20 protein-coding genes are annotated in these 19,894 nt (G+C 72.8%); 11 read left to right on the top strand and 9 right to left on the bottom strand.

Annotation, left to right across the window (positions count from 1 at the left end):
* Window positions 1–17 precede the first annotated feature (17 nt).
* A complete protein-coding gene (locus ACMCNO_RS18480; RefSeq protein WP_412750685.1) occupies window positions 18–725 on the bottom strand; it encodes a 2'-5' RNA ligase family protein in 708 nt (235 codons plus the stop codon).
* Window positions 726–860: 135 nt separating this feature from the next.
* On the opposite strand from ACMCNO_RS18480, the gene ACMCNO_RS18475 reads away from it, so the two are divergent.
* From ACMCNO_RS18475 to ACMCNO_RS18465, 3 genes are all read left to right on the top strand, one after another.
* The gene (locus ACMCNO_RS18475) at window positions 861–1,514 is read left to right on the top strand and encodes a hypothetical protein (protein WP_412750684.1); all 654 of its coding nucleotides are present in this window, start codon (window positions 861–863) and stop codon (window positions 1,512–1,514) included.
* Between the two features lie 67 nt (window positions 1,515–1,581).
* Complete coding sequence (locus ACMCNO_RS18470) at window positions 1,582–2,139, top strand: hypothetical protein (RefSeq protein WP_412750683.1); 558 nt, start codon at window positions 1,582–1,584, stop codon at window positions 2,137–2,139.
* A 133-nt stretch (window positions 2,140–2,272) separates the two neighbouring features.
* A complete protein-coding gene (locus ACMCNO_RS18465; RefSeq protein ID WP_412750682.1) occupies window positions 2,273–2,638 on the top strand; it encodes a signal peptidase I in 366 nt (121 codons plus the stop codon).
* Window positions 2,639–2,672: 34 nt separating this feature from the next.
* Here the strand turns inward: ACMCNO_RS18465 and ACMCNO_RS18460 are convergent, their stop codons facing one another.
* Window positions 2,673–3,323 (bottom strand): hypothetical protein, encoded by a 651-nt coding sequence (locus ACMCNO_RS18460; RefSeq protein WP_412750681.1) that lies wholly within the window; start codon window positions 3,321–3,323, stop codon window positions 2,673–2,675.
* 474 nt (window positions 3,324–3,797) lie between these two features.
* On the opposite strand from ACMCNO_RS18460, the gene ACMCNO_RS18455 reads away from it, so the two are divergent.
* The 4 genes from ACMCNO_RS18455 to ACMCNO_RS18440 all read left to right on the top strand — a co-directional run bounded on the left by ACMCNO_RS18455 (window position 3,798) and on the right by ACMCNO_RS18440 (window position 6,705).
* Window positions 3,798–5,156, top strand: coding sequence for a hypothetical protein (locus ACMCNO_RS18455; RefSeq protein ID WP_412750680.1), 1,359 nt, complete (start codon window positions 3,798–3,800; stop codon window positions 5,154–5,156).
* Window positions 5,153–5,713, top strand: coding sequence for a flavoprotein (locus tag ACMCNO_RS18450; RefSeq protein WP_412750679.1), 561 nt, complete (start codon window positions 5,153–5,155; stop codon window positions 5,711–5,713). Before ACMCNO_RS18455 ends, ACMCNO_RS18450 begins: the two co-directional genes overlap by 4 nt.
* 62 nt (window positions 5,714–5,775) lie before the next feature.
* The gene (locus ACMCNO_RS18445; RefSeq protein ID WP_412750678.1) at window positions 5,776–6,006 is read left to right on the top strand and encodes a hypothetical protein; all 231 of its coding nucleotides are present in this window, start codon (window positions 5,776–5,778) and stop codon (window positions 6,004–6,006) included.
* Window positions 6,007–6,048: 42 nt separating this feature from the next.
* Window positions 6,049–6,705 carry a DUF2461 domain-containing protein gene (locus tag ACMCNO_RS18440; protein WP_412750677.1) on the top strand — a complete coding sequence of 219 codons (657 nt, stop codon included), beginning with the start codon at window positions 6,049–6,051 and terminating at the stop codon, window positions 6,703–6,705.
* A gap of 8 nt (window positions 6,706–6,713) precedes the next feature.
* Here ACMCNO_RS18440 and ACMCNO_RS18435 read toward each other — a convergent pair whose 3' ends face one another.
* Genes ACMCNO_RS18435 through ACMCNO_RS18420 form a run of 4 tightly spaced genes read right to left on the bottom strand, consistent with a single transcriptional unit; the run spans window position 6,714 to window position 11,149 of the window.
* Entirely contained in the window at window positions 6,714–7,856 is a 1,143-nt protein-coding gene (locus tag ACMCNO_RS18435; RefSeq protein WP_412750676.1) for a glycosyltransferase family 4 protein, read from the bottom strand.
* Complete coding sequence (locus tag ACMCNO_RS18430; RefSeq protein ID WP_412750675.1) at window positions 7,853–8,662, bottom strand: glycosyltransferase family 2 protein; 810 nt, start codon at window positions 8,660–8,662, stop codon at window positions 7,853–7,855. Before ACMCNO_RS18430 ends, ACMCNO_RS18435 begins: the two co-directional genes overlap by 4 nt.
* A 29-nt stretch (window positions 8,663–8,691) precedes the next feature.
* Window positions 8,692–9,837 carry a glycosyltransferase family 4 protein gene (locus ACMCNO_RS18425; protein ID WP_412750674.1) on the bottom strand — a complete coding sequence of 382 codons (1,146 nt, stop codon included), beginning with the start codon at window positions 9,835–9,837 and terminating at the stop codon, window positions 8,692–8,694.
* Complete coding sequence (locus tag ACMCNO_RS18420; RefSeq protein WP_412750673.1) at window positions 9,809–11,149, bottom strand: lipopolysaccharide biosynthesis protein; 1,341 nt, start codon at window positions 11,147–11,149, stop codon at window positions 9,809–9,811. The genes ACMCNO_RS18425 and ACMCNO_RS18420 overlap by 29 nt, the downstream gene beginning before the upstream one ends.
* A gap of 108 nt (window positions 11,150–11,257) precedes the next feature.
* Here ACMCNO_RS18420 and ACMCNO_RS18415 point away from each other — a divergent pair, with 108 nt between their 5' ends.
* Genes ACMCNO_RS18415 through ACMCNO_RS18405 form a run of 3 tightly spaced genes read left to right on the top strand, consistent with a single transcriptional unit; the run spans window position 11,258 to window position 15,550 of the window.
* Window positions 11,258–11,998, top strand: coding sequence for a hypothetical protein (locus tag ACMCNO_RS18415; protein WP_412750672.1), 741 nt, complete (start codon window positions 11,258–11,260; stop codon window positions 11,996–11,998).
* A 10-nt stretch (window positions 11,999–12,008) separates the two neighbouring features.
* Entirely contained in the window at window positions 12,009–13,442 is a 1,434-nt protein-coding gene (locus ACMCNO_RS18410; RefSeq protein ID WP_412750671.1) for a thymidylate kinase, read from the top strand.
* Window positions 13,439–15,550: a hypothetical protein gene (locus tag ACMCNO_RS18405; RefSeq protein ID WP_412750670.1), complete on the top strand. Its 2,112-nt coding sequence runs from the start codon at window positions 13,439–13,441 to the stop codon at window positions 15,548–15,550. The genes ACMCNO_RS18410 and ACMCNO_RS18405 overlap by 4 nt, the downstream gene beginning before the upstream one ends.
* Window positions 15,551–15,607: 57 nt before the next feature.
* On the opposite strand, the gene ACMCNO_RS18400 is transcribed toward ACMCNO_RS18405, so the two are convergent.
* Window positions 15,608–16,534, bottom strand: coding sequence for a glycosyltransferase family 2 protein (locus ACMCNO_RS18400; protein ID WP_412750669.1), 927 nt, complete (start codon window positions 16,532–16,534; stop codon window positions 15,608–15,610).
* 121 nt (window positions 16,535–16,655) lie between these two features.
* Between ACMCNO_RS18400 and ACMCNO_RS18395 the strand changes: the two genes are divergently transcribed.
* Window positions 16,656–17,435, top strand: a complete 780-nt coding sequence (locus tag ACMCNO_RS18395) for a hypothetical protein (protein ID WP_412750668.1) — start codon at window positions 16,656–16,658, stop codon at window positions 17,433–17,435.
* Window positions 17,436–17,716: 281 nt separating this feature from the next.
* Here ACMCNO_RS18395 and ACMCNO_RS18390 read toward each other — a convergent pair whose 3' ends face one another.
* Window positions 17,717–18,409 carry a response regulator transcription factor gene (locus ACMCNO_RS18390; protein WP_412750667.1) on the bottom strand — a complete coding sequence of 231 codons (693 nt, stop codon included), beginning with the start codon at window positions 18,407–18,409 and terminating at the stop codon, window positions 17,717–17,719.
* A gap of 110 nt (window positions 18,410–18,519) precedes the next feature.
* Complete coding sequence (locus ACMCNO_RS18385) at window positions 18,520–19,731, bottom strand: NAD(P)/FAD-dependent oxidoreductase (protein ID WP_412750666.1); 1,212 nt, start codon at window positions 19,729–19,731, stop codon at window positions 18,520–18,522.
* Window positions 19,732–19,894: the final 163 nt, after the last annotated feature.

Genomic DNA, 19,894 nt, shown 5'->3' with positions numbered 1-19,894 from the left:
GCCCGCCGGCGTGAAGCTCACAGGGACACGCGGGCGAGTTCCTCCATCACCACCGCGGACGGTGTCGGCGTGTAGCGCACTAACGACAGGCTCGTCGCTTCGACCGTCCCGAACGGATGCTCGGCACGGGCGCTGACGACCTCGGCCAGCTTGGTCTCGTCGACCGCGGGCGGCCGGAACACCACGACCGAGACGTGGGCGGTGGCCCGGATGCGGCCGATGTCCACGCTCGGCACCCCCCACGGGCCGTGCGGCTGCTGGTCGGCATGGAGGCGTTCGCGCAGCGTCCACAGTGTGGCATCGGGGAAGCCACGCACGAACACCCCACCGGGTGCGCCGCCCAGCCCCCGGTATGCGACCCGAAGCGGCCCCAGCCCCGCCGTGACCCGCCTCAGCTGGTCGGCGTACCGGTCGACCTGCGTCTGAGGCACTTCGTCCTGGAAGCCCTCCAGGCTGCGGATGGTGCAGTGCAGGTCCTCGGGGCGGTACACCAGGTGCGGGGCCTGACCCGCCTCGGCGAGGGCGGCCGCCTCCGCGGCGATCCGCTCGGCGATCGCGCCGTCGATGCGCAGCACCACGCTCAGGCCCCAGCGGGGATCGCCGTGCACCGGAATCGCGTCGGGCACATGGGTGCCGGAGCGTAGCGCGGCGTCACCGTCCGCCCACAGACGGTCATACAGTCCGGCCATCGAGGCCGTGGTGGGGTGGTGCGAGTCTGCTGCCATGGCTCCCCGTTGTGGTGCTGCCGATTCGGTGCGGCTGCCGAGACTAGCGTCTGGCCCCAAGTCCCCGGTGGTTGACGTGTCCGCGACGGCCACCCGGTCCGCCGCTCGTGTGGGCGACGCCGTCATGCTGGGGGCATGGCAGGCTGGAGACGTACGCAGTCCGGGTTGTACCTGCCGACCGCCGGCCCGGATCCGCAGGGGCCAGGCTCGCCCGCGACGGACGCGGCGCCGTCGCGGCATGCGGACCGCCTGCAGGCCGCCGGTACGGCCATCGCCGCGGTCGTCGCCGTCGCGGCGCTGGTGGTGAGCCTCATGGCGCTGCGCAGCCAGCAGCAGGCGCAGGACCGCGCCGATCAGCGCTTCCAGCAACGGTACGCCGAGCGGGTCGCGTGGTGGACCCGCCGGGACCCCGACGTGTTGGTCGTGCAGAACCGGTCGCCCGTCCCCGTCGTCGGCACCTCCGTGGTCGCCGGTTCGCCCGAACGCGGTGGTTTCCATCCCCGGCTGCTGCCCACCAGCGACGTACCGCCGTGCACGGAACTGACCGTCGAACTTCGCGGCGTCAGCCGGTACCCGAGCGCCATGGGTGGCCGGAACGGAGGCGATCTGCCTGCGCTGTCCGTGTGGGAGGTGCGGGCCGTGCGCTTCCACGACCGGGTCGGCTTCTGGGAACGGGGCCCCGAGCGGCTCGTGCCGCTGGATCGCGACGCGGATGAACGCGTCACCCGGGGCGGCTACCTGACGGACAGCACCTTGAGCCCACTCGGCGACTGCGGCACCGACGCCTGACCGTGCCACGCAGGCGGTATGACAGGAACCGGATGACAGCCGCCGCCCCATGGTGGATCTTGGTGGCATGGCACCTGCGGACGACATGCGCGACGACGAGAACTGGTGGGGCGGCTTCTACGAACTGCTCCTGCTTCTCGGCCGGGCCGACGACGCCCGGCTCGACCGGGCCGTACGGTACCTGTGGCGTGCCGCAGGTGTGCGGGAGTGCCGCGTCGGGCCCGGCATGGACGACATCGAACCCGGGGTGGCCGCGCTCGAGGAACACGGGCATCTGCGCGGGACGCTGACCCTGCCCTCCGGCGACCGGGTTGTCTGCGGCGGCCTGTCATTCCGCGAGGACGGAATGGACAGCCTGGAGCTCTACCTTCCGCTCGGTGCGCTGGGCAGAGTCGACCGGCGGGTCGGCGGATACCCCTTCGACGCGTCCAGCGGGGTCGAGTCGTTGACCTGGCGGGCCCCACTCGACCGTTGGCTTGCCGACGTGGCCGTGGCCGTCTACCCCGACGTGCCGTTCGAGCGGGCTCTTATCGGCTTCGAAGTCGACGACACCACCGATCCACGCTGCGCCGCCGTCTTGGTGCCTCGTTCTGGCGAGTTCGAATATCGTGCGGCGACCGCGTGAGTACCGCACCTGCGAGGCATCTGCCTCGGTCGGGCTGTTCCGGGCGCCCCGGCATCGGCCGATCGCATGACCGGGCGTGGTGTGCGGCGCCGTCACGCCTGGTGGTGCTGACGTCGTGTTAGTGTCGGCGCCCGTGGCCGAGGACGTTTATGTGGGCAATGCCGACACCGACGCCGCCGGTGATCGTGGGTGGCTGCTCGGACATTTCAAGTCCCTGAACGATCCACGGCACAGCACCGATGTCGAGATCAAATGGGGTGTCCACCCAGCCGGCGACCAACGGGCACAATGGGTCGTCGGCGAACAGCGGACCGCACTGCTGCTGTTGATCAGCGGACGTTTCCGGGTCGAGTTGCCCGGCCGCAGCGTCGTCCTGGCCGAACGCGGTGACTATGTCCTGTGGGGCCGCGGCGTCGATCACTCCTGGTACGCCGAGGAGGAATCAACGGTGCTGACCGTGCGCTGGCCGTCCGTGCCGGGCTACGCGGTGACCCCCTGAGTTCGGGACCTCCGGCGTTGTTCCCGGCGCGCGCTCAGAGCGTCTTGAGGTGGTTGGCCACCGCGGTGGCGAACGCCTTCACCTGGTCCTCGTTGCTGACCTCGTTGGGAAACACGAAAATTGCGACAGCCAGGTTGCCGACTCGGAAGTAGACGTTCCGGTCCTGCAGGTACGCCTCGTCACCGATCCCCGGCAACGCACGCACGTCGGGTGCCGGCTTGAGCCTCAACTTGTCGGCCGCGTCCGACGCGTCGTCGGCCAGGAGGAATCCGAACGTAATCTTCGGAGCCGCGCGGTAGGCCGGATGGTCACGGGGCAGCCAAAGGTCACAGGCGAAGTTGCGCTCCCCCTTTTGCCGCAATGTGTAGTTCACGCCGAGTAGGCCCGTGAACGGCTGAATCGTCTCGCATGCAGGTGGCACGGCGTCGAATCGGCGGTCGTCGCGCACCAGATAGGTGACGACGCCGGCGGCGAGCAGGACAGCAGCCACGACGCCGATGACCAGGGCCGCACGGCGCCGCCGACGGCGGGGCGTCCCATCGGGCGCAGCCTGCGGGGAGAGGGATCCGGCGGTCTCTGCCGGATTCGCAATCTGAGGATCTTGCTCCGCATACACGGCCGAGATCATAGGCGTACGACGCACCACGGCGCTCTGCTCCGGGCTCGGCAAGGTGGGCATCGTCACGACTTGCCGGGTCCCTGTAGACCGTGGTCCTTACGATCGCGGCACGACAAAAAGGCGCAGGGCGGCTATAACGGTCCTGGTGCTTGCCTTCGTTCCGATGACTGTCGGTGGGGGACAACGTTCAGGCATCGGTGGTACGAATAGCGGGACCCGGCAGCTACGAGGACGCTGGACAATCGCTGCCGGTACTCGTTGATTGGATTCAGATCAAGTACGGGTCCGACGGTGAAGTCGCTTGGGTGGAGCTGGCAATCCATAAGGCGTTCCACAGCGATTTTCTGATCTGCGATCCCGGATACGTTTGCCGGAGAGTACAGCTGGGAGGACTGGATGTGACACCTGAGGTCTCAACCCGATTGGTCTCCGGACCGTAATACGCCGTTGGCTGACACCCGCCAGCCGTCCCTTATCGCGTCCTACGCAGGGTTACGATCGTCCGCAATGGTCAGCGGCCGGCTTCAGAAAGGACCTGCGATGACCACAGTGACCACGTGGACCGGCTGGGAGGCCAACGCGCTACGCAAGGCGTTGCGGATGAGCGTGACCGACTTCGCCGAACATGTGGGTGCGGCGCGGCGCACTGTGGCGAAGTGGAGCTGCCGTGGCCGGGACATCCAACTGCGTCCGGAGATGCAGGCTGCGCTGGACACGGTGCTGGGACGGGCGCCGGAGGAGACGCAGGAGCGCTTCGCGCAACTCAGACTCGCAGGTGTCGATGCTGCATCGGTCCCGGCCGTCGATCTCTTTCCGGTAGCGGACGCAGGCACGATGCTCGATGCAGAACGGGGTGTTCTCGATCCGACCGGCGGTATGCCACGCCGGGACTTCCTCGCCGAGGTGGCGATGAGCGGTGTCGTCGCCGCTCCGGCGGTTGCAAGTCTGCTCGATGCCCTGTTCTCGCCGGTGTGTCCCGCCGATGAGCCTGTCGAGTCGTCGTCGCTGCCGCATCTCGTCGCAGGCGTCGCGGAGGCGAAGACCGACTATCAGGCATGCCGCTACGAGCGGGTTCTCGACCGGCTTGACACGCTCATGCCCGCTGTGGCCACGGCGCGAGCACGGTTGCCGATCGGCGGTGATCAGCGGATCCAATTCGACCTGCTGGCGACCGATCTGTACCACGTCGTCGGTAGCGTGCTGCTGAAGTACGGCGATCCGGCAGCGGCGCTCATGGCCGCGGAGCGTAGTTCCCGGTGCGGCCACGACAGCGGTGATCCGACCGCGATCGGGACGGGTGCGAGGATCATGACACACGCGTTGATGAGCAACGGCTACAGCCACCATGCGGCAGCGCTGGCGCGGCGGGCCGCCACCACTGTGGAGCAGGCCACCGGACTCGATTCGGGGGTCTCGGTAGCGGTCTATGGGGCACTCCTGTTGCGTGGCGCGGTCGCCGCCGCCCGCTCCGAGGACCGCGACGCCGCAGGTGCCATGCTGGACGAAGCCGCCCGGGTCGCCGATCGGCTGGGATGCGACGGCAACGACCGATGGACGGGATTCGGCCCGAACAACGTCATGCAGCATCGGGTCAATGTGGCGCTCATTCTCGGCGATGCCGGTACGGCCATCGACCGCGCTCGTCGGGTCCAGATAGACAAGATCACCCTTGTCGAACGGAAGGCGTCGTTGTTCGTCGACGTGGCACGAGCCTATGTGCAGTGGGGCCGCCGTGAGCACGCGCTGTCAGCGCTGCGGGCCGCGTACCGCATCGCGCCGGAGGAGATCCGTTCGCGCCCGGCGGCCCATCGTCTGGTCGGAGATCTCGCCGTCCTGTCCAGCGGACACACCCGAACTCACGTGCTCCAGTTCGCCACTGACGCGGGGATTCGCCTGTGACCGGGGGCCATCTGCGGCTGGTCGTGTGCGGCGCTGGGCCTGCCGCCGACATCGGCCGGTTGCTGGAGATCGCCCGCGGGAGGTCGTGGACGACATCGGTCACCGCGACGACGAGTGCGCTGGGGTTCATCGACGTCGCGGCGGTCGAGGAATTCTCCGGACAGCCGGTCCGCACGTCGTACCAGCACCCCCCTGCCGAGCCACGAGTGTTGCCGGACGTTGACGCGGTGGTCGTCGCACCAGCCACCTACAACACGATCAACAAGCTGGCGTCGGGCATTGCCGACACCTATCCGCTGACATCGGTGGCGGAGTTGATCGGTCGAGGCGTCCCGACCGTGGTGGTGCCGTTCGTCAATGCGGCGTTGGCTGCCCGCGCACCGTTCCGGCTCTCGGTTGCTGGCCTGCGCGATGAGGGTGTACGCGTCGTTTCAGGTCCTGGCGACGGCTGGGAGCCGCATCCGCCCGGCGCCGGTGGTGCACGTCAGCAGGTGTTTCCGTGGCAGATGGCGTTTGACCTGGCCCGGGAGTTGGCGCAGCGGCGCGCGCACCGGTAGTGCACCACTGGTGCCCTGACGGGACATTTCCCGGCCCGTGCTGGTGAGATTGGCTGTCGGGCATGACTGTTGTCCTGCCCGACCTTGGGCACACCGCTGAGCGCCCGTCCTGGGACTGCCGGGCATGTAGCAGGCCGTGGCCGTGCGACGCTGCTCGCGAGGCGCTGCGCGTCGAGATGGACCCGGTCGCCCTGGCGATCTACATGTGGCTCAACCTGGAAGAGGCCGTGCGCGACATGCCGTCCGGCCCGGCACCGGAACTGTTCGCGCGGTTCATCCAGTGGACCAGATGAGACAGGGACACCGGAGCGCTGGTGGTTGCCGGTGCCGGGGCGATGGCCGAGACTTCCCTGGTGGCGTTCCGTGGCTGGCCGAGTGAGGCTCTCGAGTTCTACGAGGGCCTGACCGCCGACAACTCGAAGACCTACTGGACGGCCCACCTGAGCGTCTACGAGACCCAGGTGCGCGAGCCGATGGCGCAGCTGCTGGCGGACCTGGAGCCGGAGTTCGGGCCGGGCAAGATCTTCCGCCCGTACCGCGACGTCCGCTTCAGCAAGGACAAGTCGCCGTACAAGACCCACCTGGGAGCGTGGCTGGAGGCCGGTGGCTACATCCAGCTGTCCGCCGACGGGCTGGCGGCCGGCTCCGGGATGTACCAGATGGCTCCCGACCAGCTCGACCGGTACCGCCGCGCGGTCGCCGACGAGCGGACCGGGCAGGAGCTGACCGCCGTGATCGAGGCGATCGAGCGGGCCCGGATCCAGGTGCAGGGGCACGGCAGCCTGAAGACGGTGCCCCGGGGCTACCCGAAGGACCATCCGCGGCTGGCGTTGCTGCGCCACAAGGGCCTGGTCACCTGGAAGGAATGGACCCCGGCGGCCTGGCTGGGCACGGCGGCGGCGGGCAGGCGGATCGTCGACTTTCTGCGTACGAGCCGCCCGCTGCGCCAGTGGCTCGACGACACCGTGGGGCCGTCGACCGCCCAGCGGTAGAACGACGGTCAGGCCAGGGCGGCGGCGTACGCCTCGGCGGTGACGTCGGCGGCCCGGTCCCAGCCCAGCCGCTCGCGCACCGAACGCACCCCGGCGTCCGCGTAGTGCTGCCACGACGCCTGGTCGCGCAGCAGCACGGTCAGCGCTCCGGCGAGCGCGGCCGGGTCCGCGGGGGGCACGGCCAGCCCGTTGACGCCCGGCTCCAGCACGGCCCGTACGCATGCGACGTCGGTGGCCACGACCGGCAGCCCGACGCTCATCGCCTCGGCGACCGCCATGGCGGGCGGCGAGGTGGTGTAGTCGAACTTGAACGGCCATGTGCCGACCTGGGCGGCGGCCAGTTCGGCCAGCAGGTCCTTGACGGGCTCGGTGACGACCTCGACGCCGTCGGCGTGCCCGGCGGCGGCCAGGATGGTGGCCAGTTCGGGGCGGGGGATCAGCAGCAGCCGCAGCCTCGCATCGGGCACCTCGCGCCGCACCAGCGGGAACGCGGCCAGCAGCGTGTCCAGTCCGCGCACGCTCTCGGCCCGCCCGGCGAAGACGATCACCGGCTGGTCCGCGCGGTAGGTGGCCCGCCGCTCGTCCTGCGGCGCCCCGGAGGGCAGTCGCCGCACCTGGAGCCAGCGGTGCCCGGCGAGCCGGGCGGCCACCCGGGGATCGGGGGTGAGCACGGTGCGGATGCCCGCGTAACGCAGCGCGGCCACCGCCAGCGGCGGGGGCAGCAGGGTGGTCAGCGCGACCCGGGGCTGCAGCACGTTGGACGCGCGCATCTCGGCCACCGAGGCGCGCTTCCAGGCGCCTGGCCCGGGCACGGTCGGCCACGCGTACGCGGTGAGCACGGTCGGATGCTTGCGCAGCACGGTCAGTGCGGCCTGCAACGGTCCCAGCGCGCCCGCGTGCAGGTGCACGACATCGGGGCGCAGCCCGTCGAGCACACCGGCCAGTGCGCCGGTGCGCCCGACCGGGAACGTGGCGACCCGCCCGCCCAGCTCGTGCATGCTGGCGAACGCGTCCGCACCGTCGTGGGCGCGGGTGGTCACGACGTGGTGCTCGCCGGGGACCCGGCTGGCGGTCTCGGTGACCGTGCGGCCCATGGCCTCGTGGCTGGAGAACTCCGCGATGACGTGGACGACCCGCGGTCCGTATGTCACGGCGTGCCCTGTGCCGCCCGGCTGTCCCGTACGCCCAGCAGCAGGCCACCGGCCTCGGTCAGCTTCAGGGTGGCCAGCCCGACGGTGAGCACCGGGTGGCGCAGCAGCCGGGTGGGCTGCTTGAGCAGGGAGGTACGGACGAACTTCCGCTTCCCCGTGTCAGCGTGCATACGGACATACTGGTCTATCCAGCGGCCGTAGTAGCGCTTCTTGGCGAAGGTGGCCCGCAGCTTGATGCGGCCCTCGTCGTGCCAGATCCAGGCGGCGATGCGGCCGACGACCACCCCGGCGGCGCGGGTGCGGTCGGCCAGGTCCCAGTCCTCGGCGGCGGTCAGCGCCTCGTTCCAGCCGCCGAGCTTCTCGATGACCGGACGCCGGAAGGCACGCGCGGCCTCGACGCCGGGGTCGCCGACGTACAGGCTCTTCTCCATCTCGCGGCAGCGGGCCAGGAACCCCTCGCCGAACGAGCGCTCCGGGATGATCAGCGCGCCGAGCTTGGAGTCGGCGGTGAACTGGGCCGCGATCTCGGCGGCCACGTGCGGTTCGAGGACCATGTCGGAGTCGATGAAGACCACCACGTCGCCGGTGCTCACGGCGGTGCCGCGGTTGCGCTGGGCGCTGCGTTCGGGACCCCACTGCTCGCAGATGTGTGCGAGGCGGCTGCCGATCTCGGCCGTACCGTCCGTGGAGCCGTTGTCGATCACGACGACCTCGACCTCGGGGTGGGTCTGGCCGCGCAACGAACCGAGGCAGGACTCCAGGGTGCGCGCCGAGTTCCGGGTCGGGACGACAAAGCTGATCTTCATGCGGTGTGCTCCGTACGGGTTGTCAGGAATCAGGCGGCGCGGTGCAGCTTGGGCTCGGCCGGTGCAGGCAGCGGCAGCGGCGTGGCCACCGGTGCGGTGCCGGGCACCCGGGCGTGCGTGCACACCGCGTCGAGCAGCGTGTCCGCGACGTGGTCCCAGGAGTGCGCCCCGCCGTACGGCTGCGGCGCGGGCCGGGTGGTGATCAGGCCCGGCAGCAGTTCGACGAGCCATCGGGCGAGCGCCTCCGGCTGCGGCGGGACGACCACGCCGCCCGCGGCCCGGGTGGAGTCGCGCAGGCCGGGCACGTCGTACGCAATGGTCGGGGTGCCGAGCGCGGCGGCCTCGCTGACCACCAGGCCCCAGCCCTCCCGGACGCTGGTGGCCAGGTGCACGTGGGCGCGGGCCATCCGCTCGTGCTTGGTCTGCTCGTCGACCCGGCCCAGGAATTCGACCCCGGCGGGCGCGGCGGCGCGCAGCTTGTCCAGTTCCGGTCCACCGCCGATCATCCACAGTCGCAGGCCGGGCACCTCGCGGCGGGCGATTTCCACCGCGCGTACGACGTCCCACGGCCGCTTGTAGCTGACCATCCGGCCGCAGAACACCGCGGTGGGGGTGGCCTCCTTGGCGACCTGGGGGGTCTGTGCGAGCGGTTCGAAGCCCTCCGGCACGACGGTGACGTCGCTGGCCCCGAACGCGGCCAGCGCGTCGCGGGTCGAGCCGGACACGGCCAGGATCGGGGAGTGGGCCAGGCGTTGCAGCCAGCGCGGTTCCAGCCGCAGCCGCCCCAGGTACGACAGCGGGAACGGCGCGTTGTGGTGCCAGATCTCCTCGCAGGTCTGGTGCACCAGGGCGATCGTGCGGGCGCCGTCGTCGACCCACTCGTGGGCCATGAACGGCACCGTGTTCGTCTCGTCGACGACCACGTCGAAGCGGCCCCGGCCGTGGCGCTGCCACCAGCGGCGCGCCTCGCGGTAGACGGTGAACCTGCTGCCCGCCCGGATCACCCGGTACCCGTCGACGATCTCCTCGGCGGGACGGCCCGCGACCGCGGCGGCGAACAGTGTCACCTCGTGGCCGGCGGCGACCCAGCGGCGCAGCACCTGCTCGGTGTAGACCTCCGCACCTCCCGATGCAGGGTGCTTCAGGTCACGCCAGTTCAGGACCAGGATCCGCATGCCAACCTTCTCGGGCGCCCTTAGCCGCTCCGTGGGCGGCTGCCGCGGCGGTCGCCGGGGCACCCGAAGAATCGGCGTGCGGTGATGGCAGTTGAGCAGTTCGCCGGGTCCACGCCCGGCCCTCGAGCATGGCGATCACCACTAGCGTCGGCACCAGCGCGGCGGCCGAGCAGGCAGCGATCTGCCCCGGTGAGCCGTGCCACAGCTCGATGAAGACGACCTCCAAAACCGCGCCGATCCACGGCACGGCGATGGTGCGCCCGCCGCGGGCCAGCCCGGCGTGGGTCGCCAGCGTCACCACGCTGGTCAGCGCGGCGACCAGCGACAACGTGCGGACCAGGCCGGCGGCGTCGGCGTACCCGTCGCCGTAGAGCAGCCGCAGCACCAGCCACGGCACCGCGGCGATCACCGCGGCGCCCAGCAGTGCCGGACCGACCACCGCACCACCGCCGGTGAGCAGCGCCCGGGCGCGGTGCGGCAGCGGCCACGCGGCGGCCAGCCGGGGGAAGACCGCGGACATGATGCCGGCCGGCAGCGCGAGGACGGTCTTGGCGACGGTGGCCGCGGCGACGTAGTCCCCGGAGCCGGCGCCGCTGAGGTGGTGGCGGGCCAGCAGCAGGTCGACCGTGGAGAACAGGAACAGGCCGGTCACCGCCACCCCGGCGCGGGCCACGGCGCGTAGCCGCAGGGCGGCGGCCGGGTCGGTGTCGGGGGCGGGGCGCAGCAACGGCACCAGCGCGACCGCCAGCGCCGCGACCTCACCGGCGAGCGTGCCGACCAGGGCGCCGGTCACCCCGTACGGAATCACCAGGCCCAGCCCGAGCGCCAGCCGGGCCGCGGTGCCGACCAGGTAGGTGGTGGCCACGGTGCCGACCTTGCGGTCGCCCAGCAGCAGGCCGCGGGCGGTGGCCAGCACGGCCGACACCACCAGGTACGGGGCCAGCAGCGCGGCGTCGGCCAGGGAACCGAGGTGGAAGTACGCCTGCAGTCCCGCCGCGCCCGCGAGGACGAGCACCCCGGGGGGCAGCGACCACAGTGCGACCGCGCGGAGCGCCCGTACGCCGGTGGCGCGGCCGGGGCCGTGCCGGGCGACGAGGGCGGAGGCGGCGGCCTGCAGCGCGCCGAGCGGGACGCCGAGCATCACCATGGCGGACAGGACCGCGCCGAGCGCGCCGTAGCCGTCCGCGTCCAGCTCGCGGCCCACCACGGCGTGGAAGGCGAGGTTGCCGGCACTCTGGACGAGGACGGCGATCGCGATGGGCCCGATCCCGCCCAGCAGGATGCGGGCCAGGCGGCTGAGGCTGGCGGTCACGCCCTCCTATCGGCCGGTGAAGGCCAAACCTCAAGACCTGTTCAGAGCGTACGCAAGCTTGCATCACACAGCGTGACGATCGGGGGGTGGAGGGCGCAAGCTGGTGGCATGCCACTCATCAGCGTCCGTCGCCACCCGGCCCGCGTGACCGTCGTCCTGATTCTCCTGGCCGTCGCGTTCGGTGTGCTGTTCGTGACCGCGCGTGGCGGGTCGCCGCAGCCGTCCGCCGTGGCCGGATCGGCGCTGAGCATGCGCTGGACCAGCGACCAGGGCGACCTGGAGATCGTCGCTGTCGGTTACCGCAAGCGGGAGACCGCACAGGTACGGGTTGGTAGCGCAGCGTGGCGGGACGTGCGCGCGGACGACAACGGCACGGTGCAACTGACGGTGCCGGTGGACGGGGCTGCGGCCGGGACCACAGTCGTGGTGGACGGGCGGGCCGCCGCGGGCGCGGCGCGCTCACTGATCGGCGGGGTGCCGCCGGTCGTGGCCGCGCGCGGCCCGGCCGACCTGGTGCCGTGGCTGGTGGCCGGTGTGCTGGTCCTCATCGCGCTCGGCGCGGCGTTCTCCCGGCGCCGCCCGGTCACCGACCTGGACCGCGCCCCGGAGGGCGGAATCGCCCTGGCTGGCACCCGGCCTGGCCGGGCGGGTGTGGCCGCCGACGGCACCGTGGTCGGCAACCCGGCCGCACAGCTGGACCGCGCGTGCCGGGACGGGGGCGGCACGCGCGGTCCCCGGCACGCCGGGCGCGGCCCGGAACTGCCGCGCGAACGGCACCCCGGCGCGCACCGGCGGGCCGCCGGTCGCCCTGCCGATACTCGCCCGGCGGGCGTGACGGCAGCCCTATGATCAGGAGGAAATGACCGATTCACGGCTTTCCGGCCCGCCGCTGCCCGCGGCCCCCGACCGGTCCGACATCCTCGCCGCGGTGACCGCGGCCGTCGACCGCTGCGCGTGCCGCTGGGCCTGGCAGGGTCCGGCCGGATCGGCCCAACGGTGGCTCGGCGAGAGCGGCCCCAAGGACCTCGACCTCTGGTACGCGCCCGCCCCCGGCCCGCAAACCCCCGCGCAGGCCATCGCCGCGGCCCTGCCCAGCGCCGTGATCGCCGAGGCGCACGACCCGCGCCGCCTGTGCCACGTCAGCCTGGCCGTGGAGACCGCCGCCGGACCCGCCGTGGTCGACCTGTCGTACGGCGACCTGCGCGTCGGGCCCGTCCTGCTGGCACCCGCCGACGTCGTCGAGGTCGACCCGGCCACCCACCGCCTCACCGGCGCCGCCGCCGTGGCCGACCTCCTCGTCCGGCCGGTGCTGCGCGGGCGGCTGCCCGAGCAGTCCCGCCTGGCCGAGGCGCGCGACGCGTGGGCGCAGACCTCCCCGGCCGCCCGGGCCGCGCTGCGCGACCGGCTGGCCACCCAGCTCGGCGTCCGGGTGGCCGGTGAACTGGTCGCCGCGGCGGGCGGCGCGGCACCCGACCCGGGACTGCCCGGCCGGGCCCGCATGCGGCTGGCCGCCCTGAGCTTCGCGCTCGGCAACGCCTCCGCGACGTGGCGGCAGCGCCACGCCGTCCTGCCCGCGGGACCATCCGCGGGCCCGCTCGGGTTGCGCACCCGCGGCGTCGTGGTGGCGCTGGTGGGCACGGACGGCTCCGGCAAGTCGACGGTCGCCGACGGGCTGCGCGAGCGTCTGCACCGGTACGGCTTCGCCACCGCCTCGGCGTACTTCGGGATGGCCCGCGGCAACCTGCCCGGCGTCGGCCTCGCCCGCCGCCTGCTCGGGGTGCCCACCGTCCCCGCCGAGCCCGAGGCCGCCCGGCCGGTGGCGTCCCCGCCGGTCCGGGGGTCCCCCGGCGCGGACCGGCCGCCCGGGAACCCCGGCCTGCGCCGGGCCGCCGCCTGGTTCTACGCCGCCGAGTACGTCTGGCGCTACCTGAGCACGGTCGCCCCCGCCCGGGCCCGGCGCCGGGTCGTGATCGTGGACCGCTGGGTGTACGACCTGCGTGAGTCACCGTGGCCCGGCTCGCCCGCCGCCCGCGTCGCAGAGCGTGTCGTGCCGGCACCCGACGTGCTGGTGCTCCCCGACGCCCCGGCCGAGCTCATCCACCGGCGAAAACCGGAACGGCCGCAGGCCGAGCAGGCCGCCCAGCAGGAACGGTTCCGGCGGCTGCTGGCCGAGCATCCCGCCCGGCACGCCGAGGTGGTGGTGGACACCTCCGGTGCCACCGCCGACAACCTCGCGCCGCTGGTCGCGGCGGTCGTGACGGCGGCCCACCGGCCGCGCCGCGGCCCGCGGTGACCACCGCCGTACTGACCTGGGTCTCCCGTCACCGGCCGCACTTCGACGGCCGCTCGGCACGGCTGACGACGGAATCTGGGCTGCTCGGGCTCGCGGTCGGCATCGCGGTGGTCGCCCCGTGGACCCGCGACGGCTACCTGATGCTGCTCGACTGGGTGGGCGGCCCGCACCAGGCGGTGGCCCAGGGCCTGTACGGGCTCGACCCGGCCGCCCTGGACGCCCTGCCGTACCGGCTGGCCACCCACGGCCTGCGGGTAGTGGTGGGCGCCGGTGCCACCGGCTGGTTGATGGTGCTGCTGTTCTTCCCGATCGCGGCCAGCGGGGTGTCCGCGCTCGCCGGCGGCGGCCGGTGGCGGCGGCACCCGGCGGCGCTGTTCGCGGTCTGCAACCCGTTCGTGGTGGACCGCATCCAGGTCGGCCACGTGCCGTTCCTGCTGTCGGTGAGCCTGGTGGCCTGGGTGCTGGCGTCCGCGGTGCGGGCCCGGCGCCGCGGCAGCTGGTTCGCCGCCCGCCCCGCGGGCTGGTACGCCACCGCCATGACGATCGGCCCGCACGCGGCCTGGCTCGGCGGGGCCGGGCTGCTGGCGGTCGCCATGCTGCCGCGGCCACGCCGCAACGACGTCGTCCGGACGGCGCTGATCGTCGTCGCGGCGGGCTGCATCTACGCGTACGCGCTGACGGTCCTGCTCAACGCGATCCTCACGGTCCGGGTGGGCACCGCCGACCTCGACGTGTACGCCACCCGCGCCGGACCGGGCGGGCTGTTCCTCACGCTGCTGACGCTGCAGGGCTTCTGGCGCGAGGACGACCTCTCCGGCCCGGCGGGCAGCGTCGGTGCCGTACCGGCGGCGCTGGGGTTCGTGGTGCTGGTGACCGCGGTGGTCTTCGGGCTGTTCCGGCTCTGCAAGCGCGACCCCGACCTGGGTGCCCCGCTCAGCGCGCTGGCCGTCTGCGGGATCGTGCTGGGTGCCGGCGTCCAGGGTCCGTTCGGCGTGCTGTACCGGTGGGCCTTCGAGGCCGTTCCGCTCTTCGAGGCGATGCGGGAGCAGCAGAAATGGGTGGCGCTGGCGATGCTGGCGTACGCGGTGGGCGTCGGGGCGGCTGCCGAGGCGCTGGCCGACGCGGTGCCGCGGCGCTACTTCGGCAAGCAGGCGCACCGGCTGCGCCGCCTCGGCGCCGCGTGTGCGCTGGTCGCGCTGGGCGCCGTGAACGCCATCGTGGCGACCACCCTGGTCTGGGGACTCGGGGGCGCCGTACGCGTCGCGGACTATCCGGAGTCGTGGTACGCCGCCGACCGGATCATGGGCGACGGCAACGGACTGGTGCTGTTCCTGCCCTGGCACGAGTACCAGCCGTTCGGCTTCACCGGCGGACGGACCGTGGCCACCCCGGCCGCCGCGTTCTTTCGCCGCCCGGCGCTCACCAGCGACGCCGTCGAGCTGGGGGAGGTGCGCACCAACTCGGTGTCGCGGCGCACCGCGTACGTGTCGCGCCTGATCGCGGCTGGCGGCACCGGGCACTTCGGCCGCATGGTCGCCCCGCTGGGCGTGCAGTGGGTGGTGCTGGCGCGCGACCGGGAGGCTGCCACGTACGACTGGCTGGCCAAGCAGCCGGACCTGCGGCGGGTGTTGCGCAGCCGCCAGCTCGACCTGTACCGGGTGCTCGTGCAGGGCACCGGCCGGGTGGTCGCCTCCCGCCAGGGCGGGTTCGACGACGCGGTACGCCTGGCCGACGCCGGCAAGCTGGGCACCGAGGCGATGCTGCAGGAAGGCCCGGCGCAGGGGCAGGTGCCCTCGGCCCGCTCCGGCGGGATCGACCGGATCGCGCCGACCCGCTGGCGGGTGGAGCCGGGGCCGCCGGGATGGGTGGTGATCCCGGAGGAGTGGTCCGCGGGCTGGTCCGCCGACGGCGACGAGACGCGGCAGACGATGGCCGGCACGGTGGCGGTCCGGGCCGGTCCGGACGCCGTCACCGTGGATTACCAGCCGTGGGGCTGGCTGCGGGTGGGCCTGCTGGTGTCGCTGGTGTCACTGGGGTTGCTGATCGTCGCGGGGCTGGCCGAGCACCGGCGCGACCTGACCGACTGGTGGGTCGGCACGCCGTCCTGAACGGGACCGGGCCGCGTGACACATCTGTCACGCGGCCCGGGTGGGGGGCTGTGCGGTTCAGGCGGCCTCGGCCAGCGGCGCGGCGGTGGTGGCGAACTGGGCCGGGGCGGCGTCCGCGTCGCGGGTCGCGACCACGGTGGTCGGCACGGTCAGTCCGCGGTACTGGCGGCGCACGTGGAGGCGGGTGTAGATGGTGAAGGTGTCGCGGATGGTGCGGAGGATGGCGCTGCGGCCGACGGTGGAGCCGGCGGTGCGCGCTTCGAGGCGGACCGGGGCGCCGATGAAGTTGCGGATGCCGGCGGCCTTGGCGGCGACGAAGAATTCGAGGTCGAAGGCGAAGCGGCGCTCGCGCAGGCTGGGGAGCAGGCCGGCGAGGACGTCGCGGCGGAAGATCTTGCAGCCGGTCTGGCTGTCGCGGATGCCCAGGAGGAACAGCAGCGTCACCAGCGTCGAGTACACGATCGAGACGATCTTGCGGAAGCCGGTGGCGCCGCTGGTGGACAGGGCGTGGCGCTTGTCGGCGTAGACGCCGGCGGGGTTGCTGGTGCGGGCGACCTGCAGGTACTGCAGCAGGTGGGCGGGGTCGATGTCGCCGTCGGCGTCGATGAAGCCGACCCAGGTGCCGCGGGCGGCGGCGAAGCCGGTGTGCAGCGCAGCGCCCTTGCCCTGGTTCACCTCGTTGGCGATGACCCGGACGCCGGGGATGCCGGTCAGGGTCTGCTCGGAGCCGTCGGTGCTGCCGTCGGAGACCGCGACGATCTCGTAGCCCACGCCGGCGTCCTGCAGGCTGGCGGCGATGCGCTTGACCGTGGGGCGCAGGGCCATCCCCGGGTTGTAGAAGGGGACCACGACGGTCAGCTCGACGCCCGCCTCGGCGGGGCTCCACAGCCGGACCGCGTCGAGCAACCGGCCGCTGGCGGCGGTGGAGGCGGCGGTGGCCGGAGCGGCCGAGGCGGTGGCGGCGGAGAAGAGCGTCGTCGTCATGCCCAGCTAGTTCGGTGGCCAACCTCAAGGCCAGCTCTAGCCCATTTCAAGCCAGGTGCAAGCTTGGTCCGAGCTGGTCCTGACTTGTCGACTTAGCCCCGATACGTGGCATCATTACTAAATGCTCCCCACCCGTTTCCGCAGGTCGGCCCCGCTGCTGATGGCAGCCGGGACGCTCGCCGCGGTGCTCACGCCCGGTGTCGCGCTCGCGGACGGCCCCGGCTACGGCGGCACCGCGGACGCCCTGACGGTGCAGTGGCAGGGTGGTAAGAACAGCAACCACGGGCAGGCCGTGGCCGTCTACGCGGTCGGATTCCGCGGCGGCTCCACCGTCGCCGTACGCGTCGGCGCCACGCCCGAGCGCAAGGTCACCGCGGACGCGTACGGTGGGCTGCGGGTGGTCCTGGTTGCCGCGGGTGTCAATCCGCCCGGCAAGGCGTCCGGCAAGGCGTCCGGGTCTGCGATCGGTACCTTGGCCGGCTTCGGGTCCGGCGCCATGGTCGGCCCCACGTCCAGCGCCGGCGCCGGGTCCGGCGCCGCGTCCGCGGACACCGCGGCCGTGGAGGCCGCTGTCGGCGGCAAGGTGACGCCGGGCACCGTGGTCGTGACCGTGGATACCCCTGCGGGTGGCAAGCTGTCGTCCGGCACCGTGGTGCAGGCGATCGGTCAGAGCCCGGCGGGCAGCGTACGCACCCTGGTCGGGGCCGTGCCCCCGCCCGCGGCGACGGGCGGCGTGCACACCCTCATCCCCTGGACCGGGTTCGCCGCGCTCCTGGTGGGCGTCGGCGTGCTGGTGCAGCGGCTGCGCTCGCGGCGGCCCGCGACGGCAGGGCCCGCGACGGCAGGGCCCGCGACGGCAGGGGATGTACGCAGTCACCGGTACGCGCCCCGGCACCGGTAACAGCCCCGCCCGCCGGACGCAACGCCTGGCACGCCCAAGCCCGTGCCGGCGCACCCCGGAACACGGTGCGGCAGCCCGGCCGACCACAAGGGCCGCGGTGCCCGGCAGAGCAACGAGCCCTGACCCGGTCCGCAGACTGCTGCGGGTTGGATCAGGGCTCGTACCGCGTCAGTGCGCGGCTGTGTGTCAGGGTGCGACTGCCTCAGGGTGCGACTGCCTCAGGGTGCGGCCTCAGGGTGCGACTGCCTCAGGGGTGCGACCGCGTCAGGGCGCGACCGGCGTCAGGGTGCGGGCTCGAAGCGGTAGCCGACGCCGCGCAGCGTCCGGATGTAGCGCGGAGCCGACGCCGACTCGCCCAGCTTCTTGCGCAGGTTGCCGACGTGCACGTCGATGATGTGGTCATCGCCGTACCAGTTGTCGCCCCACACGTCCTCGAGCAGCTGGTTTCGGGTGAACGTCCGCCGGGGGCTGGAGGAGAGCAGGTCGAGGATGCCGAATTCGATCTTCGTCAGGTCGAGGATCCGGCCGTCCATGGTCACCTCGCGCACCACGGGGTCGATGCGCAGCGGGCCGTACTCCCGGCCGGCGGCGGCCTCGGCCGCGGCGCCGCGCGGGCGGCGCCGCATGGCCTGGATCCGGGCGGCCAGCTCACGCGGCGAGAACGGCTTGGTGACGTAGTCGTCCGCGCCGACCGACAGTCCCACGACCTTGTCCACCTCGTCGGCGCGCCCGGTCACCATGACGATGTACGCGTCGGTGAACTGGCGGATGCGCCGGCACACCTCGATCCCGTCGACGTCGGGCAGCCCGAGGTCGAGGATGGCGAGGTCCGGCTTCTCCCGCTGGGCCAGCTCGACGGCACGCTCGCCGTCGGAGGCGACCATGACGTCGAAGCCCTCCTTCTCCAGGAGGTGCTGGCAGAGCAGCACGAACTCCGGCGAGTCTTCGATGACGAGTGCGCGGGGCCTGGGCACAGGACCTCCAGTTTCCTCGGGCAATCTGACGCTACCCATCACTCTTCGACCGGCGCGCGGCAAATCGAAGAGATCGGGGGCGCCGGATCGGGAACCGGCCCCCCGCGAGGTCAGCCCCCGGCGGCGGCGAAGATCCGTGCGACGTTGTCCTCGCCGAAGAACTCCGGCACCGGCGTCACCCCGGCGTTGACCCGGGCGAACGCGTCCATCGCGGCCTGGTTGCCCTGCATCGCGGCCAGCAGCTGCGCCAGCGGGGGCGGTGGCGGCTCCAGCGCGGCCAGCTGCGCGGTCAGCTCGTACATCGGCAGGACGTGCTGGTCGCGGGCGGTGTGGTAGGCGGCGAGCGCCGTGTCGAAGTCCCGTTCGCCCGCCAGCGTCGCGTGCAGGGCGTCGGCGCACGCCTGCGCGTCCCGGAACGCGTCACTGATGCCCTGCGCGGTGATGAAGTCCCGGTTGTAACCGGCGTCACCCACCAGCGCCCAGCCCGGCCCGTACGGCTGGCGCAGGTAGCCGGGGACGCTGGCGCCCACGATCCGCTCCTCGCGCCGGGCCGCCCCGATGCGCTGCGCGAACTCCGGGGCGAGTCCGAACGTCTTCTCCAGGTGCCCCTCGACGTCGCCCCGGTTGGCGGCGAACTCCGCGTACGGCCAGCCGCCGATCACCAGGGTGAGCCCGTCGTTGGTGGGCGCCGCCGCGAAGCCGCGCCCGTCGCGGGCGTACGCCTCGAACCGGCCGTGCATCTCCAGCCCGCTCCAGTACGAGTAGTAGCCCACCGTCATCGCGGCCCGTTCGTGCGACGCGGGGGCACCCACCGCCTGCGCCACCAGCGAGTGCAGCCCGTCCGCGCCGACCACCACCCGGGCGCGCTCCTCGACCGGTGCGCCCCCACGGGAGTGCCCGCGGATCCCCACGGCCCGCCCGTCGGAGACGATCAGCTCGTCGACCGTGAACGCGGTGCGGACCTGCGCCCCCGCCGCGGCCGCCGCCTCGACGAGCACCTGGTCGAGGATCCGGCGCCGCGGCGCGTAGGCGACCGGGGACTCGGGCGTGCCGGGTGCCCCGGCGAGGCGGACCGCCCCGAAGTCGAACGTGTACGTGTCGATCGGCGGGCATCCCGTCGCGGTCACCCGGTCCAGCAGTCCCCACTCGCGCAGCGCGGCCACGCCCGGCGGGTGGATCACGTGGGTGGAGACGGTGTCGCTGGGAAACGTCGACCGGTCGACCAGCAGGACCCGGTGGCCCCGGGTGGCCAGCAGCATCGCCACCGGTGAACCGGCGCACCGCGCCCCGACCACGATCACATCCCAGGCGTTGCCCGCCACGTCGCCTCCCCACGGTGAAAACGTCAGCGCGAACAGTAGGCCCTCGCTGGTACGGAAGGGAAGGCAGCTCAGCCCATCGGCCGCCCGGCGGCGTACGTGCGGACGAGCCAGACCGTCCTCAGTGGTTGCCCGGCGTGACCGGCCGATGAGGACGGTCGCGCGG

The sequence above is a fragment of the Krasilnikovia sp. M28-CT-15 genome (assembly GCF_047159595.1).
GTDB lineage: Bacteria > Actinomycetota > Actinomycetes > Mycobacteriales > Micromonosporaceae > Actinoplanes.
This window is presented reverse-complemented; position numbering and strand designations above follow the sequence as displayed.

Bases quoted from the DNA above. Each gene is read 5' to 3' on its own strand.
- ACMCNO_RS18480 (WP_412750685.1), bottom strand. From the start codon at position 725: ATGGCAGCAGACTCGCACCACCCCACCACGGCCTCGATGGCCGGACTG.
- ACMCNO_RS18475 (WP_412750684.1), top strand. From the start codon at position 861: ATGGCAGGCTGGAGACGTACGCAGTCCGGGTTGTACCTGCCGACCGCC.
- ACMCNO_RS18470 (WP_412750683.1), top strand. From the start codon at position 1,582: ATGGCACCTGCGGACGACATGCGCGACGACGAGAACTGGTGGGGCGGC.
- ACMCNO_RS18455 (WP_412750680.1), top strand. From the start codon at position 3,798: ATGACCACAGTGACCACGTGGACCGGCTGGGAGGCCAACGCGCTACGC.
- ACMCNO_RS18445 (WP_412750678.1), top strand. From the start codon at position 5,776: ATGACTGTTGTCCTGCCCGACCTTGGGCACACCGCTGAGCGCCCGTCC.
- ACMCNO_RS18440 (WP_412750677.1), top strand. From the start codon at position 6,049: ATGGCCGAGACTTCCCTGGTGGCGTTCCGTGGCTGGCCGAGTGAGGCT.
- ACMCNO_RS18430 (WP_412750675.1), bottom strand. From the start codon at position 8,662: ATGAAGATCAGCTTTGTCGTCCCGACCCGGAACTCGGCGCGCACCCTG.
- ACMCNO_RS18425 (WP_412750674.1), bottom strand. From the start codon at position 9,837: ATGCGGATCCTGGTCCTGAACTGGCGTGACCTGAAGCACCCTGCATCG.
- ACMCNO_RS18415 (WP_412750672.1), top strand. From the start codon at position 11,258: ATGCCACTCATCAGCGTCCGTCGCCACCCGGCCCGCGTGACCGTCGTC.
- ACMCNO_RS18410 (WP_412750671.1), top strand. From the start codon at position 12,009: ATGACCGATTCACGGCTTTCCGGCCCGCCGCTGCCCGCGGCCCCCGAC.
- ACMCNO_RS18400 (WP_412750669.1), bottom strand. From the start codon at position 16,534: ATGACGACGACGCTCTTCTCCGCCGCCACCGCCTCGGCCGCTCCGGCC.
- ACMCNO_RS18395 (WP_412750668.1), top strand. From the start codon at position 16,656: ATGCTCCCCACCCGTTTCCGCAGGTCGGCCCCGCTGCTGATGGCAGCC.